Origin of the sequence: Labilibaculum filiforme, from assembly GCF_002843315.1 — a bacterium.
In the GTDB taxonomy this organism is placed as follows: Bacteria; Bacteroidota; Bacteroidia; order Bacteroidales; family Marinifilaceae; genus Labilibaculum; species Labilibaculum filiforme.
In genome coordinates, this window is the sequence record NZ_MVDD01000005.1 from 238,159 (window position 1) to 255,370 (window position 17,212).

Here is a 17,212-nt window from a genome sequence, read left to right on the forward strand (position 1 = left end):
ATATTTGAATTAGGAAGCGTATTAGGAGAGCAAGAAATGATTAACTTTGGTTGCTATGAATGTGAAAAAAACCAGTATCAGCGATATAAAAGCTCCAATTAAGAAGGAGATGGAGCAATTTGCTTCCTTTTTTAAGGATGCAATGAAAACAAAAATTCGTTTGCTAGATATCATTAACCGCTATATTATTAAACGCAAAGGGAAAGAAATAAGACCTATCCTTGTTTTTTTAAGTGCGAAACTTAGTGGCGAAATTAACGAATCGACCTATACTGCAGCTTCTCTTACCCAACTATTACATACGGCTACATTAATTCATGATGACGTGGTAGATGAAGCCTACGAAAGAAGAGGTTTTTTCTCGATTAATGCTTTATGGAAAACCAAAGCTGCTGTGTTAGTTGGTGATTTTCTGCTCTCGAAGGGTTTACTTATTGCGCTCGACAATAATGAATTTGGACAGTTGAAAGTACTTTCGGAAGCGGTTCGGGAAATGAGCGAAGGGGAACTTCTTCAGTTGGAAAAATCGAGAAAATTAAACATTACCGAAGAAGTTTATTTCGATATTATTTATAAAAAAACAGCAAGTTTAATTGCTACCTGCACTCAACTTGGCGCTATTTCGGCAAAAGCAAGTGAATCGGATCAGCAAAAGCTGAAAAAATTTGGCGAATATTTGGGAATTGCTTTTCAAATGAAAGATGATTTATTTGATTACGAAAAACAAGGAAGCATTGGAAAACCAACAGGAAACGACATTAAAGAAAAGAAACTAACCCTTCCGCTTATTTATGTGTTAAAAGAAATTTCGGAAAAAGAACGTCGTTGGGCGCTTCAAATTGTTCGAAAACACAATAAAAATTCGCAAAAAGTAAACGAGCTAATTTCCTTTGTAAAAGAAAAGGGTGGTATTGCGTATACTAGTGAAAAAATGATTGAATATAAACAAAAAGCATTGGATATTTTAAATGAGTTTCCCGATTCGGAAGCAAGAGAATCCTTACTGAAATTGGTTGATTATACTATTAACAGAAAAGTTTAACCATTTAATTTATTGGCAGCTGAACCGTAAAAACACTTCCTTTCCCTGGCGTACTTTCAATTGATATGGTTCCGTTATTTTGGGTAATAAATTCGTGACAAAGTATTAATCCTAAGCCTGTTCCTGATTCTTCTAAAGTTCCAACCCTGGTATAATTTGTATCAATACGAAACAATCGTTTCTGATTTTCTTTACTAATTCCTATTCCATCATCTTCGATAGAAATAAGTGCTTTGGAAACTGTTTTATCAATATTAATTCGAATATTTCCACCTGGGTTTGTAAATTTTATCGCATTCGAATATAAATTTCGAATGACAGTATCAATCATGTATTCGTCGGCAAAAGCTTTTGTATCTCCTTTTTTAGTAATTACAACACCAATATTTTTTCGGTTGGCTTTGGCCTGATGAAGCATCACATTCGACTCTACTAAATTCAATAAATCAATTTGTTTGGGAGCATGTACTATTTTCCCCATTTGAGACCTGCCCCATTCCAAAAGATTTTTCAATAAATTATATTCCTGATTGGCAGCCGATAGAATAATTCCAGAAGCCTCATGAATCTGAGCTTCGGACATTTCTTTAGAATTTGTATGCAGATTTTTCGCTATTGGAAGCAAGGCATTAAATGGATTCTTTAAATCATGTGCAATAATTGAAAAGAATTTATCCTTAGTAATAATAGCCTCATTTAAAGCTATTTCGCTTTGTTTCCGGACGGTAATATCGCGGGCAATTGCCATTAGAGTTTCGCATTCGCCTGTTAAATTAAATTCAGGTATTAATTGCCACTCAAAATGAAGAATTTCACCTGCTACACAAATGCTAAAATCAACTCGATGTGGCTTTTTGGTTTTAAAAGCAGTATCAATTTCTTGTTCCCAAAATTTGCACTTATCGATGGGAAATCCCATGTCGTAATGAGTTTTCCCTATAAATTCTTCGGGTTTAATTTTCAATAATTGTAAGGTTGCCGAATTCACAAAAAGATGCTTGTGATTTTTATTGAATCGCATAATTAAATCGGGAGCATTTTCAACAAGACTTCGGAAACGTTCTTCACTCTCCTGTAGTTTACTTTCTGCAACTTTCCTTTTTTCTATATTTCTGATGGCAACAAAATAAATTTTTGCACTCGAAATTCGAATTAAGTTTGCACTTACCTCTACAGAAATTCGTTTACCGGATTTACTAATTAAACTGGTCTCAAACAACGTAAAACCATTTGTTTCCATATCCTTCAAACGAAGATTAAAATCCATAGAACAACTGGGTTCATCAATATCTGTAATATTTAATTGAGCTAGTTCCTCTTTAGAATATTCCAATAAATCACTTAAACGGGAACTAAATTCAACCAAACTTCCTTTTTCGTCGTGAACTAGGAAAGCATCACCAGCTGATTCGAATATATTTTTATAGAACTCTTCTCTTTGTCCGATGTGATCGACCAAATTGTAGTAGCTAGATATATCTTTACTACTTACAACAATCCTCTCTGTTACCCCTTTTTTATTTACAATAGGAAATAAATACTTCTCTTCGAACTTTATTTTATTATTTACGGTAGATGATTTTAAAAAACTACTCGACTTCCCATTATCAATAACCTGACTAGCAACGCATTCTGAACAAGGATCATTTAATCCATAAAAAATACGATAACACTTCTGCCCAATTAAGTCGGATCGTTTTAGCTTAGTTCCTAATAGTCGCTTCTCATTCACTTCCACGATGGTGAAATTGGTATCAATTACTGAAAAGCCATCCTTACCTTTCGCTAAAGATTTAGATGCATCGAACACTTCAGGATTCGGGGCCGATGGAATGAGTTCCCTCAATCTTTCAACTTCGTTTTCCAGCTCTTGAATTCGACGTTTCAACAGGTCATGGGAATCATTGTGCATGTACAATTGGGAAATAAAAAGGTGATGTTAAATAAACTTGTTGCAAGTAAATAAAAAAAGTCGGAAATGATCCGACTTTTAAGTTAATTATTGTATGTTTTAAAAATATTTTATCTCTTTCTGCTCACCGGTTTCCATAAAATGTATTTCTGACAACAGCTTATTAGCCAAACTTGAAGCTCCAATTCTTAAATATTTATTGTTTAACCATTTTTCGCCCAAGTTCTTTCTGGATATCGCAAAAAACTCGATTGCATCTTTCCCAACCGAAATGCCACCTGCTGGCTTAAAGCCAACCATTTTTCCGGTCTTATCGAAATACTCTTTAATGGCTTGTGTCATAATATAAGCAGCCTCTAAGGTAGCGTTTACAGGAACTTTACCGGTAGATGTTTTAATAAAATCGGCACCTGCCTCCATTGCAAGAATAGATGCAGTACGAATATTAGTTGCTGTTTTTAACTCTCCTGTTTCCAAAATCACCTTTAAGTGTCCTTTTCCACAAGCTTCTTTCTGACTTACAATTTCGTCGTAAACAGTTTGATAATTTCCCTCTAAAAAAGCACCAATTGAAATGACAATGTCAACTTCATCAGCTCCTTTTTCAACAGCCATTTTACACTCTAATGCCTTAACTTCTATAAATGATTGAGAAGATGGGAAAACACCGGCAACAGAGGCAATATTAACGCCCTCTGCTTTTAAGTTTTCATTTAATGTTGGCACTTGGTATGGGTATACGCAAATTGCGGCAACATTTGGCATGTCAAAATCGTTCTGGAAGTTATTTACATTTTCGGCAAAACTTTTGGCTCTTGCATGTGTGTCGGTTGAATTTAAAGTTGTTAAATCGATCAACGAAAAATTCTTTTTTAAATTCTCAACCGTGTACAAAGAATCAAAATCGGAAGCTAAAATCTGTTTTACCTGATTACTAACCTCTTGATCATTCAATTCTAAATTGTACGATTTCAAGATCTCTAAAATGTTTCTTTTCATCCTTGCTAAGTTTTAATTAGGATGGAGCGTCAAATCCAATACTTGTCGCTACATAATGTAAATAAATAAAAATAAACCAGTTGCGGACGTTTCCGCTGATTTTTCCATCTGCATAACAGAAAGATCTGTTGTGCTACTTTTCAGAACAACAAAACTAATCTATTTTTTACTCTTCCCCTATTTCTAGGATATTAATTTATTTGAACTTAGAATTGTTGCGGCAAAAAAAGCCAAAAGCATCGAAATGATGACTTTGGCCTTCTTCTAACTCAAAACAAACTATATTTTACTGTTTTACAATTTTAAATGCTTTTCGTAGTCCTTCCGATTCAATTACCAGCAAATATAGGCCACTCTGTAATTGTTGGATCGATTTATGAATTTTAGCTTCCCCACCAATCGTTTTACATTGTTCTTTAAACACCTGACTACCGGTCATATCGCACAAAAATATACTAAATTCACGATTGGCAAAATCGGACAAATCGATGTGCAATTCATCTGCAGTTGGGTTTGGATAAATACTCACTTTTGCCGCTGTAAAAACAGCGTCTATTCCTGTTGTTATTGCTACTTTAATTTCGAATTCTTGACTGGCAGAAAGTTGACCATCTGAAAGCTCTAAAGAGACATTGAAAACGTCAGACTCTGTTGGGATACCAGATAATGTTCCGGTACCATTTGCATAATCAACCAATGACAACCAACTTGACATTTCTAAAGCTGAAAGATTACATTTATCGCCATCAACATCTTGATACTTTATTGTGTAAGTATACTCTTCCCCTACTCTAGCTTCCAATATTGGTTCTGATAAAAATTCGGGAACCTCATTCACATCCTCAATATTGATCGTAAATCGTTCGTCGAAACTTAATCCGCCTTGATCGGTTACTGTTACTTTTATAGAATAGCTAATGTGATCTTCAGCATTAAAAGACGCTTTAGAGACAATCTTATCTCCATCTATATCGAAATAACTGTTCTCAGCCAACTTATAGGTGAAAATTTGATTGATATCAGGATCTGTTGTAGTAAGCACTCCAACTTCAGTACCAACGGCGGCATTTTCAGCAATTGTTAAGTTCGATAGCAGAATTGCTGTAGGTGCTTCATTCGAATTTAGAACCTCAATTGTAAAGTTCTGTTTAAAGCTTAAACCTCCCTGATCAGTTACTGTTATTTCAACAGAATAAGAATCCTCAACTACATAATTGAAAACAGCTTTGCTTACCAATTTATTTTCTATCAAGTCGAAATTTTCATTTTCAACAATTGTATAGGTGAACATTTGACTTGCATCTTCATCGGTAGCTGTAAGTGTTCCCACTTCAGTTCCAATAGCTAAATTCTCAGCAATTGTTGCATTTGATAGTTGAATTGCTGTTGGGGAATCGTTCTCATCTGTAATTTGAATCGTAAAGTTTTTTAAGTAGCTCAAATCACCTTGATCTGCAACTGTAATCTCGACAGAATAAGAATTCTGAGCTTCAAAATCTAAACTTAATTTAGTAATTAACTTGTCTCCAACTATTTCGAAATTCTCATTTTCAGCCATTGTGAAAGTGAAGGTTTGGTTGGCATCCTCATCACTAGCCGTTAAAATTCCTATTTCACTTCCGACTGTTAAATTTTCAGCAATAGTTAAATTTGAAAGTTGAATGGTATTAGGAGCTTCATTCACATCCATAATTGTAATTACAACATCTTCAACTGCTGAAGTATTAGTTCCATCACTTACTGATATCGATAGGATGTAACCAGTTGTCGATTCAAAGTCAAGATTTGTATTATCTACAAGCGTAATTTCTCCAGTTCCTGAATCGATAGCAAAAATAGCATCTGTATTACCTCCTGTAATCATCCAATTGCTAAAAGTTGTACCTGAATCAGCATCGGTTGCTAAAGCCGTTCCCACACTTGTATTATTTACTGCATTTTCATCCATATTAAAAGTCTGTGAAGCCGTAATAACAGGAAGTTGATCGTTGATATCAGTTACATTAATACTTACTGTTTGAACAGAACTGGTATTTACTCCATCGCCTACTGTTACGGATAAAGTGTAAGTAGTTGTTGTTTCAAAGTCCAAATTCGTATTGTCTGCAATCGTAATTGCTCCTGTTGATTCATGAATCACAAAAATTGCATCTTCATTACCTGCGGTAATTGTCCAACTGCTAAAAGTCGTACCTGCATCGTCATCTGTTGCTAAAACAGTTCCTACACTAGCATTGATTTCAGCATTTTCATTTACATTGAATGTTTGGCTTGCAGTAACAACCGGAATAGCATGAGTCTTAAACACAACTGCAGAACCATAAAAAGTGCCTGCAGAATTTATAGCATAAGCTTTTACCGAATACGATGTTCCTTCCGTTAATCCAGTAATGCTTTCATCAAAAACACCTGTTCCCGTACCCAAAGACTCCGCAAATTTAATTACTCCAGTTCCCCCTATTTCGGGATTACTATTTGTTGCCGTTTCAGAATAAACAACTCCTCGTTCGCTAATCGAAGCTCCTCCATCGGCTGTTACTTCTCCACCCATTGTAGCAGTTGTAGCTCCAAAAATTGTAATCGCTGCTGTTGCTACAGTGGGTGTGTTAATTGTAGTAAAATTCCAACTACTTGACGCTACCGTGATTTCAGAATTCCCATTATTGCTTACATCTTTCACGAAACCAGAACTAATCTCAATGGAAATCAAACTATTTACAGGTAAACTCTCCGTTATTTCTATACTAATAGTCTTATTATCTGCAGACTGTATAATTGCATTTTTATCTTCAAGTACAGACAAATCGTAAGTTTTCAAAATTGATTCTTCACTAATCAAAGAAAATGTACCTGTTGATGCAAGATTTATTTCTTCATCAAAGCTTACCGATAGCTTTGGTTTTAAATTCACAGCTGTTGCATTATCAAGTGGACTAAAAACGGATACTATAGGTTTTATGGTATCTATAACCGTAATGGTAAAGGCTTGCTCAACATATCCAGCATCATTAGTGGCTCTAATCACAACTGAGTGATCTCCTAAATCTGACTTAGCAGGGGTTCCTGATAATATTGCACCGGTTTGCAAACGGTAAACTTCATTGGTTCCAAACTTCGCATAAACAAGTGCTCCTGAAGATGTAAATGACAAACTCCAAATATTGTCATTCGTTAATAATGATACATCTTCATAAGACGAAAAATCCTGAGTATATTTCCGTACCCCACCAGATGACATAGAAAGGTAAAAATTTCCTCTTTTGTCCTGCCTAATTGAACTAACATTATTTGGTAAACCCGAAAGAACAGTTGTGATACTACTTCCATCATACTTTAAAATTGATTTTTTACTCCAAGTAGCAATATATAGATTGTCATCTTGATCAAAAGTTAAACCAAAAGGTCCACCACTAGGTACGCCATCTGATGAATCTAATAATAATTCTACTGCTTTAGAATCTTCATTTATTCGGGAGATAGTAGCTGAATTCCAATCAGCAGCGTAAATCCAGCCATCTTTATCTGTTAATGAAAGTGCTCCTCCTGCTATCGAGGCAATTGTTTCTTCGATAGCTGATGAATTATCTAGAGGCAAACGAGTAATCGACTGACTTGAATTACCATAACGAGGAATATACAAGTACCCATTTGCGATATGGAGAGCATAAACCTGCCCTGAAATTAAATCATTCCTCCACAATGTAGTATTACCATCAGGAGTAATTTTATATATTGTAGTTCCATTATTGGTAATCGCATAAATATTACCCTCATCGTCGCCAGCTACACCAGAAATAGAAACGCCTTCTGGAATATCACCAAAACTGCTTGCTTGATTTTGTCCATCAGCACTAGCCGTAAGCCAGGCAGGTACAGTTGGTGCTGAAATTATTGTTTCTAATTCCCCCTCGGTTGTGGCAACAATACTATAAGCGTATGGCTTATCGTAAGCTACAGTTAATTCTGGTGTTGTAGTAATTGTTGGTTTATTTACCGTTGTAAAACTAACTTGAGAACCATAACTTGTCCCAGCACTATTGGTGGCATAAGCACGAACATAATAAGTTGTACCGCTTATTAAACCTGTTATATCTGAGTCAAATGCTCCGGTTGCAGTAATTGCACCTTCTTCGGTTTTACTATCTGCTACTGTTGGTGTCCCCGATGTATTCCAACAAACGCCATGTTGAGTTGGATTTGGCGAACCAAGATCAGGAATACTTCCATTTGCCGTGGCTGTTGTCGTTGTAATACTGGAAATTGACTGAGTGGTCACAGTGGCTATTTTTGCTAAAGTTTTAAAATTCAATATTGTATTGGCTACAATACCCGCATAAGAGTTTCCATTACTGTCATCAATTGAGGTGGAAGCCAATTGAATAGCATAATTGGTATATTCTTCCAAATCGCTAGTAGGATTCAAGGTAAGGGTATTAGTTGAAATTGAAACTTGGGCTCCCGGAGAAGCTACATCAATAGTAACGGTACTCGATCCATCATCCAAGTCGATTATCTGAATATTACCTGTACCAAATTCGATATTTTCACTGAAGGTTAAGGTAATATTAGCTGAAGTCGATATACTATTAGCATCATTAGCAGGAACCGATGAATTTAAAGTAGGATTAACCAGGTCAACCGTGTGTACAGCACCAAGATTATAGGTTGCAGGTGGAGTATTAGCCGATACATCTGCAATATTTGTTGAAGCATTTAAATCCAAGCGTAATGTTCCTGCCCCACTAATTCCATTCACAGTTACATTCATACTTGTGCCTGAAGAAGCACTCACCGAAGCAATAGTTCCATTGGCAGTATTAACTTTTGTCAAAGAAAAGTCATCAACGCTTACATTCACAACCGACTCGTTAAACTCGACAACGAAAGTGATTGAAGTAGCCGTAACAGCTGGAGAACCACTGATGCTTATACTGCTAATTTCTGGTTTGGTAACATCATTAACCATTACCCTAACTTGAACCGCGCCCGTACTCTCAGCACTATTGTTATCTTGAACAGTAGTTGTAAAGGAATTTTGCGATCCTATAAGGTTGTTCGCAGGTGTCCAATAGGCATTATTCGAAGCATCAATGGTTTTATTTGTTGTTGCATTAAAAGAAGTCGCAGAACCTGAATCTGCACCAATATTCAATGTTCCAGAACTTAGGGCTTTTACAATAAAGGCATCAATGGTTCCATCTACATCGGTCTCATTTCCTTGCGCTTTTAATTCAGCAAGGGTAATTTCTATCTCCGTATTTTGATTAGTTGTTTCAACTACGGAAGCAAAACTTGTTAATGTTGGCGCATCATTATTTGCCTGAACCGTTACTGTAGAAGCAATTGAAAGTACCGCAATATTATCATTGCTACCTATATTACTACCACTGTCCGTTAAACTAGTTATAGTCACTACCCTATTAGATGTATTCGGTGTATTACTATTGTTCTGGTAGGAAATTGCATTGATTAAGCTTTGTAAGCCAACAGAACTTAAGGTACCTCCACTAAGACTTAATGTTACTGTTGTACCACTTACAGAAACACTATAGCTAAGAGAATTTGTAGCTGTGGTTCCCGAAGTCCCATTTGTAAGTGTGATGGCTGTTCCATCTAAATTTAATTTTTCACTGGAACCATCATTTACATTGGTAAGGTTCATTGTAAAAGCAGAGAGGGTCTGTCCACTTTCAACTGTAGAAGCTGATGCGCCAATAAATACTACGGCTACACTTCCATCTTCAGTATATGTAGGATTGTTTCCTGTTGCTGTCAAAGTAGGTTCATCATTTACTTCACTTATATCAAAACTAACCGATGCAGCACTTGAGGTATCCGTTCCATCATTAGTCGTAAACGAAATCGTACCTGCATTGGTTCCATTTAAATTAGCAGTTGGTGTAAAAGTTGCGGCATCTAATGCAGCATTTATATTAGCCAACGTACCAGCTGCCGTAAAACTAGTTGAACCGTTTCCACTACCTCCAAACGTAATACCTGTAGTTCCAGTTGTAAGCGTTCCTCCGGTTATTGTGAATGTAAGAGTTTGGTCATCTCCATCAACATCTACCACTTGAATATCATTAGCTAAAACAACATTTGTCTCATCTTCGGCTACTGTTGGAGCACTTGGGGCTGTGGCTGTTGGGGCGGCGTTGGAAGTGCCCGTAGTAAAACTCATACTCGTCTTATTAACACTATTTAAACGATTATAAGTCATTCCATAGGTATTATAAAATGCTGCCTTTCCTACTTGAATATAATACTCAGTGTTTGCATCAAGTGTCGTAGCTGGATTAATAGTTATTGTTGAAGTAGCAACACCCGTAACTTTTGCATCATTTCCTGCAATGGATTCTACAGTGCTATTATCACTTGTTTTAAATATCGTTATTGTCCCAAGACCTGCACTTGTTATTGCCTCATTAAAATTTAACACAATATTAGTATTTACATCTACTCCTGTAGCGTTATCAGATGGTGCAAATGATGATAACACAGGAGGTGCATAGTCTTGAGTAAGGTAGACAGTTGGGGAAAAAAGATCATCATCACCATCATTATCAAAATCTGCAATTAAGTACTCACTTGCATTCTTAAGAGGCAACGTAATATTAGGTACAACTTTAGAGAATACACCACTTCCGTTATTAGAATAGAAATTATAATCACCATCATAACTTATTAAACTGCCTTCATAAGCTATAAAGTCAATATCTCCATCTGAATCATAATCAATATCAATTATAAATCGATAGTCATCGGTAGAAGGACTTGCACCTGCAGTAGCTACGGGATTTGTTGCTGATGTAAAAATTCCACTTCCATTATTAGTAAAATAGCCTGTTGGAGCAAAAATGTCATCATCACCATCATTATCGAAATCTGCAACTAAGTACTCACTTCCATTCTTAAGAGGAAGAGTAACATTTGGTACTATCTTAGAGAAAACACCACTTCCATTATTTATATAAAAATCATAACTATCACCATCATAAGCTATAAAGTCAATATCTCCATCTGAATCATAATCAATATCAATTATAAATCGATAATCGCCATCATCAGTGGTTGCGCCAACAGTACCGACGGGATTTGTTGCAGAGGTAAACGTTCCAGCTGTTTGTGAAAAAGAATTTTGACTAAATAAAATAATGGCAAAAAAGAATAGTAGAAAAGTAATTTTCTTCATGGTAGTTTTGAATTTTGACTTGGAAATAAATCGATCATTACCATTATCCAGGTTGGAGTAAAAATGTTTCATATAACTGTTTTAAGGTTTTACATTTTAGGAGAGACTACCTGTTTCGATATTCTCACTTTTTTTAAACTAAGTAGTACACTACTACTGCATGTATTTACATAGATACTTACTTTTAATTGAATGACCATTATACTCATATTGGTGACGAACGTTTCAATGTGTTACATAAACAAGCATATAACATAACATTAAACCAAACAGTATATACTAATCCTTACAGACTATTTACTAACTAAACACTAAAGCAAATAAAAAGGCCAAAGTCTTCATAATGATGACTTTGGCCTAAGATAAATTTAAAATATATTTCAATGGACTAATTAAGAATCGAGTAACTTATTCAGAATAAGAAATTTAAATAAAACCTACAATAACTTAGTGTTATTTATATGCCTCTCCTTATCGCGATTGGTTTTCTTTTCCAAATTCTTCTGAAAAGCCTCATTTAAATCCACTCCTGTTTGATTCGCCAAACACATTAACACCCAAAGAACATCGGCCATTTCATCTGCCAAATCCACTTTTTTATCACTCTCCTTAAAGGATTGTTCTCCATATTTTCGGGAAATTATTCGAGCAACCTCTCCCACTTCTTCGGTTAAAATGGCCATATTGGTTAGCTCATTAAAATAACGAACTCCATATTTTTTAATCCACCAATCTACTTTTTCCTGCGCTTCCTTAATTCCAATCTCATTCATGATCTATTCTTTGTTTTTTGTATCCATTATAATGGTTACCGGTCCATCGTTAACTAATGTAAGCTTCATATCGGCTCCAAACTTGCCAGTTTTCACGTTTTTTCCAGATTCATTCTCCAAACAAGTAACAAAGTTCTCATACAAAGGGATAGAAAGTTCAGGCTTTGCGGCATGAATATAGGATGGACGATTGCCTTTTTTCGTTTTCGCATGAAGTGTAAACTGGCTCACAACCAACATACTACCGTCAACATCCAATACGGATTTGTTCATCACTCCTTCCTCATCGTCAAAAATACGCAGGTTACAGATCTTTTTACTCAACCATTGAGCATCTACCTGAGTATCCGAATTTTCAATCCCTACCAATACGACTAAACCTTGTTCTATTTCACCAATTATTTCCGAATTCACGCTCACAGAACCTTCCGTAACACGCTGAACTACAACACGCATACTATATATTTTATAATTACAAATAAATATTTTATCCAAATATAATACTTCATCAACAAGTAAAAAGCTTTCGCTTAAGCTGATTTGAAAAACAAACAGCCTATTAAAATTGATTCTAAATTAAAATATTTCCCAATTAATAATGATATTTGTAAACTCAAAAATAAACAAACAAAGCATGTTGTATTTTATTAGTTCCTCTCATCAGCCAGCATTTAACTTAGCAACCGAAGAATATTTACTTAAAAATTTCGATGAAGATTTCTTTTTTTTGTACCGTAACTCTCCTGCCCTAATTGTAGGTAAGCACCAAAATACCCTTGCCGAGATTAACTTAGAGAAAACAGAACAGGAAAACATTCCTGTGTACCGTCGTCTGTCGGGCGGAGGCACCGTTTTCCATGATGAAGGCAATTTAAACTACTGTTTTATTAAAAAAGGGGAAAAAGGGAAACTGGTGAATTTTCAAAAATACAGTCAACCAATTATTGATACGCTTCAAAAATTACATGTAAATGCTAAGTTTGAAGGAAAAAGTGATTTAACCATCGCTGGAAAGAAATTTTCGGGCAATGCATCGCATGTGTATAAGAATAAAGTAATGCAACATGGAACAATGCTATTTTCAAGCGATTTAGAGCAGTTAAATCAACTACTAAAGGTTAATCCATTAAAGTTTAAGGATCGTGGCGTACGATCGATTAGAAGCAAAGTGACCAATATTAGCGACTATCTTTCCCATCCGTTGTCGGTGGAGCAATTCAGTCATCTGATCCTTGAAGATCTGCAACAAAAATTCCCAGAATCCAAAAAATTTGAGTTTTCTTCTATCGACCTAAAAAATGTAGAAAATTTAATGTCCGAAAAATACGATAATTGGGAATGGAACTATGGCTATTCCCCGAACTATAATTTTGAAAAGCTATCCAATTTCGAAGGAGGTGCCATCTTGGAACTTAACCTGCAAGTTGAAAAAGGAATTATTAAAAATCTAGAAGTATTCGGCAATTGCATTGAAAACAAGCAGGTTTTAAGCTTTAAAAAAGAAATGCACCACACACACCATAACAAAGAGTCTGTAAATAAAGTGCTTAACACGCTTCCTATAAACTTATACTTTAAAAAAATAACTCAAGAACAGCTATTATCTGCTTTTTTTTGATAAAAAAAGCAAAAACTATTTTTTAAGTAAAGAGGATTCATTAAAATATTTCCAAACAGTTAAAGCTTTAGCATTCCCCAGCTCTATCCCTAACTCTGCAAGCGTGGCCTTTTTCACATACTCAACAGATTTAAACTTTTGAATCAACTTTTGAACCGATTTAGGACCAATTCCTTCAATTTTATCCAATTCGGAACCGATGAATGCTTTTGACCGCTTTTGTTTGTGAAAAGTAATTGCAAAACGATGCGATTCATTTCGTAAATACTGAATCGTTTTTAAAGTTTCCGAATTCTTATCAAGATACAAAGGATATGGATCGCCGGGAAAATAAATCTCTTCTAATTTCTTAGCGATTCCGACTACCGAAATTTTCCCTCTTAATTCTAATTTGTCAAGACTATTCAAGGCTGCTCCTAGTTGACCTTTACCTCCATCAATAACAATTAACTGTGGCAAACTTTTCTCCTCTTCCAGTAATCTTTTATAACGTCGGTAAATTATTTCTTCCATAGAAGCAAAATCATTAGCTCCTACAACTGTCTTTATATTAAAATGCCGGTAGTCCTTTTTATAAGGTCGCGCATTTCGAAAAACTACACAAGAAGCCACGGGATTCGTTCCTTGTATATTGGAATTATCGAAACATTCAATATGAACGGGTGCATCTTTCAAACGCAAATCAGTTTTCATTGTTTCAACAATTCGATCTGCATGCGTCTGTTTTATCGTTTTATCGCCTTTCTTTAACTTCTCGAGGCGGTAATATTTCACATTGCGAAGCGATAGGTCCAGTAATTTCTTCTTGTCGCCACGTTGAGGAACTATAAATCGCACATTTTGAATAGATAAATCAAGTTCAAAAGGAACTAAAATTTCTTTAGCGGTACTAAAAATCTTTTGTCTAATTTCTGTAATAGCCAACACCAATAAGTCCTCTTTACTCTCGTCCAACTTTTTCTTCAGTTCAATAGTATGAGCTTGTATTATCGCACCATTTACAACTTTCAAAAAGTTGACGTAAGCTGCATCTTCATCATCCAGAATAGAAAAAATATCAATATTATCAATAGAGGGATTTACAATGGTTGATTTGCTTTGATACTTTCCAAGCAGTTCTAATTTCTCTTTAATTACATGAGCTTCTTCAAACTTAAAATCAGTTGCCAACTCCTGCATCTTCTCTTTCAAAACCGAAGTAACACTACCAATATTTCCTTTTAAAATATTTCGAATATCTGCAATCTTGGAATCGTAATCTCCTAAACTTTCCTTTCCCTCACAAGGAGCCTTACAATTACCAATATGATATTCCAAACAAAGCTTAAACTTTTGCTCCTTTATCCCCTTTTCGGTCAGCCTCAAATTACAAGTTCTTAACTGATACAAAGAATTAATCATATCCATTAAAACTCTTACCATTTTAACACTAGTGTAGGGACCAAAATATTCCGAACCATCTTTTACCAAATTACGAGTAACCTGTACTCTTGGGAATTCTTCTTTCTTAATACAAATCCAAGGAAAAGATTTGTCATCTTTTAAAAGCACATTGTAGCGCGGTTGGTGTTTCTTTATTAAATTATTCTCTAGTAAAAGAGCATCCTCTTCCGACTCCACTACAATATGACGGATATCCACAATTTTACGAACCATTATATTGGTTTTGGCAGAATCATGAACCTTATTAAAATAGGAAGCAACTCTTCGTTTGAGTCGCTTCGCTTTGCCTACATATATTATTACTTTGTTCTCGTTAAAGAACTGATACACTCCTGGCTCTTCCGGAAGAGCAGCCACCAGAGTTTTCAAATAGTCTATATTTTTATTTTTTATCACCTAATTTACTTTTTACGAATATAGCTTAGTCTTCTTTAAAAAGATCAACCACTTTGAATTGTTTTACATCAAATAGCCCTTTGTCCGATAATTTTAATTTAGGTATTACTAATAAGGACATAAAGGCAAGGGTCATAAATGGCGATTCAAACTGGGAACCAAGAGTGGTTACAAATTTACTTAAACGCATATAATCACTCACCAACTCCTCTCCTGTTTTATTCGACATCAATCCTGCAACCTCTAATCGAACCGACTCACTTTCTCCATTATTTACAGCAACAATACCACCCTTCATTTCAACTAAAGTATTTATTGCATGTAGTAATTCTTCATCGCTAGTTCCAACTGCAATTATATTATGACTATCGTGTGCAATACTTTCGGCAATAGCACCTTTAGTAAAACCAAAACCTTTGGCAAAACCCATTACGGGCTTACCATTATCGTATCGGCTCATCACCACCATTTTTAAAACATCATTATTCACATCGGAAACAACATTACCATCAACAACTTTTGCATTACACAACATAGAATCTGTAATAAGATCCCCATCCGTCACTACCATTGCTCGCAACAAACCACTTTTCGCTTCAACTGTCAAATCGGATACCTCAATTGGTTTGCGACTAAAATTATTTAAGATGATTTCGTTTTTCACCTGAAATAAAACTTTCTTGTCCTTATAGATGCATATTCCTTTTCGAAAAACCTGTTCCACCACAAATGATTTCGGATTATCAATCACGATAAAATCGGCAGCATCACCAACTTGAAGTAAACCTAAATCCAATCCATAGTGCCGAATTGGATTATAACTTGCAGCTCGAAGTAAAGCAAATAAGTCAAGACCTCTTTTCAATCCTTTTTTTATCAGATGATCAATATGCCCTTTCTCGATCAAATCATCGGGATGCAAATCATCAGTACATAGCATTACTTTATCGGGATGTGTTTCCAATAAAGAATACAAAGCATCAAAATCTTTTGCAGCACTTCCCTCTCGAATTTGAATCATCATTCCTAGTGAAATTTTCTCCAAGGCTTCCTCCAAAGTAGAACATTCGTGATCTGCCGAAATACCAGAAGCTACATATTTTTTGAGCTCCGCACCTTTTAATCCGGGAGCATGACCATCAATTTTCTTCCCCAACTTTTTGCAAGCAACTATTTTCTTAAGTACTTCGAGATCGTCGTTCACAACCCCGACATAATCCATTACCTCTGCCAGACAAACCACCTCCTCTCGCTTTAGTAAGCTTTCCACAATATTACTATCCAAAATAAAACCAGAAGTTTCAAACGGAGTTGCAGGAACACATGATGGAACCCCGAAACGAATTTCTAATGGAACCTTCCCTGCATCGTTAATCATGAAATCAACACCAATTTCACCAAGTACATTTGCAATTTCGTGCGGATCGGTAACCAAACCTAAAGTACCTTGGCGTACGGATAAATTTGCAAACCGACTTGGTATAAGTAGGGAACTTTCGATATGCATATGTGCATCAACTAAACCTGGTAAAATATATTTATCTGGGACGAAATCTCTTCTGACTATGGAGATAATTCTCCCCTCTTCAATCACGACTTCCGCATTAATTATTTCACGAGAAATAACATCTACTACTTTGCCTGATATTGAAAAACTATTACTTGTCATAGTTAAAATTTTATCGTTTCTAAAAACTCACAACGACCAGACTTGCTAAAAAAGGATAATGACACCTTCAAAAACGCCCGAAATCAGCTTCTCAAGAGATGAAAAGTCAATTTCGGGCGTTTTAAGGAGTAAACTATTTCGAAATACTCCTTAGTTCCACGTGGAACG

Annotated in this window: 9 protein-coding genes; 2 read left to right on the forward strand and 7 right to left on the reverse strand. The window is 35.5% G+C overall.

Going from position 1 to position 17,212, the window contains the following annotated elements:
* The first annotated feature begins 55 nt into the window (after positions 1-55).
* A complete protein-coding gene (locus tag BZG02_RS09150; protein ID WP_101261118.1) occupies positions 56-1,042 on the forward strand; it encodes a polyprenyl synthetase family protein in 987 nt (328 codons plus the stop codon).
* A 4-nt stretch (positions 1,043-1,046) separates the two neighbouring features.
* Here the strand turns inward: BZG02_RS09150 and BZG02_RS09155 are convergent, their stop codons facing one another.
* From BZG02_RS09155 to dtd, 5 genes are all read right to left on the reverse strand, one after another.
* Complete coding sequence (locus BZG02_RS09155; protein ID WP_101261119.1) at positions 1,047-2,954, reverse strand: PAS domain-containing protein; 1,908 nt, start codon at positions 2,952-2,954, stop codon at positions 1,047-1,049.
* Between the two features lie 99 nt (positions 2,955-3,053).
* The gene (deoC, locus tag BZG02_RS09160; protein WP_101261120.1) at positions 3,054-3,953 is read right to left on the reverse strand and encodes a deoxyribose-phosphate aldolase; all 900 of its coding nucleotides are present in this window, start codon (positions 3,951-3,953) and stop codon (positions 3,054-3,056) included.
* A 286-nt stretch (positions 3,954-4,239) separates the two neighbouring features.
* Positions 4,240-11,217, reverse strand: coding sequence for a cadherin domain-containing protein (locus BZG02_RS09165; RefSeq protein WP_101261121.1), 6,978 nt, complete (start codon positions 11,215-11,217; stop codon positions 4,240-4,242).
* A gap of 365 nt (positions 11,218-11,582) precedes the next feature.
* Complete coding sequence (locus BZG02_RS09170; RefSeq protein WP_101261122.1) at positions 11,583-11,918, reverse strand: nucleotide pyrophosphohydrolase; 336 nt, start codon at positions 11,916-11,918, stop codon at positions 11,583-11,585.
* Between the two features lie 3 nt (positions 11,919-11,921).
* Positions 11,922-12,374: a D-aminoacyl-tRNA deacylase gene (gene dtd / locus BZG02_RS09175; RefSeq protein WP_101261123.1), complete on the reverse strand. Its 453-nt coding sequence runs from the start codon at positions 12,372-12,374 to the stop codon at positions 11,922-11,924.
* Positions 12,375-12,552: 178 nt separating this feature from the next.
* Between dtd and lplA the strand changes: the two genes are divergently transcribed.
* Positions 12,553-13,536, forward strand: a complete 984-nt coding sequence (lplA, locus tag BZG02_RS09180; RefSeq protein ID WP_180335681.1) for a lipoate--protein ligase — start codon at positions 12,553-12,555, stop codon at positions 13,534-13,536.
* Positions 13,537-13,551: 15 nt separating this feature from the next.
* Here the strand turns inward: lplA and uvrC are convergent, their stop codons facing one another.
* Both uvrC and ade read right to left on the reverse strand, forming a co-directional pair.
* Positions 13,552-15,375 (reverse strand): excinuclease ABC subunit UvrC, encoded by a 1,824-nt coding sequence (gene uvrC / locus BZG02_RS09185; protein WP_101261125.1) that lies wholly within the window; start codon positions 15,373-15,375, stop codon positions 13,552-13,554.
* Positions 15,376-15,400: 25 nt separating this feature from the next.
* A complete protein-coding gene (gene ade, locus BZG02_RS09190; RefSeq protein ID WP_101261126.1) occupies positions 15,401-17,044 on the reverse strand; it encodes an adenine deaminase in 1,644 nt (547 codons plus the stop codon).
* Between the last annotated feature and the right edge of the window lie 168 nt (positions 17,045-17,212).

What these genes read in the sequence shown, in the direction of transcription:
- BZG02_RS09150 (WP_101261118.1), top strand. Translation starts at nt 56, where the DNA reads ATGAATGTGAAAAAAACCAGTATCAGCGATATAAAAGCTCCAATTAAG.
- BZG02_RS09155 (WP_101261119.1), bottom strand. Translation starts at nt 2,954, where the DNA reads ATGCACAATGATTCCCATGACCTGTTGAAACGTCGAATTCAAGAGCTG.
- deoC (WP_101261120.1), bottom strand. Translation starts at nt 3,953, where the DNA reads ATGAAAAGAAACATTTTAGAGATCTTGAAATCGTACAATTTAGAATTG.
- BZG02_RS09165 (WP_101261121.1), bottom strand. Translation starts at nt 11,217, where the DNA reads ATGAAACATTTTTACTCCAACCTGGATAATGGTAATGATCGATTTATT.
- BZG02_RS09170 (WP_101261122.1), bottom strand. Translation starts at nt 11,918, where the DNA reads ATGAATGAGATTGGAATTAAGGAAGCGCAGGAAAAAGTAGATTGGTGG.
- dtd (WP_101261123.1), bottom strand. Translation starts at nt 12,374, where the DNA reads ATGCGTGTTGTAGTTCAGCGTGTTACGGAAGGTTCTGTGAGCGTGAAT.
- lplA (WP_180335681.1), top strand. Translation starts at nt 12,553, where the DNA reads ATGTTGTATTTTATTAGTTCCTCTCATCAGCCAGCATTTAACTTAGCA.
- ade (WP_101261126.1), bottom strand. Translation starts at nt 17,044, where the DNA reads ATGACAAGTAATAGTTTTTCAATATCAGGCAAAGTAGTAGATGTTATT.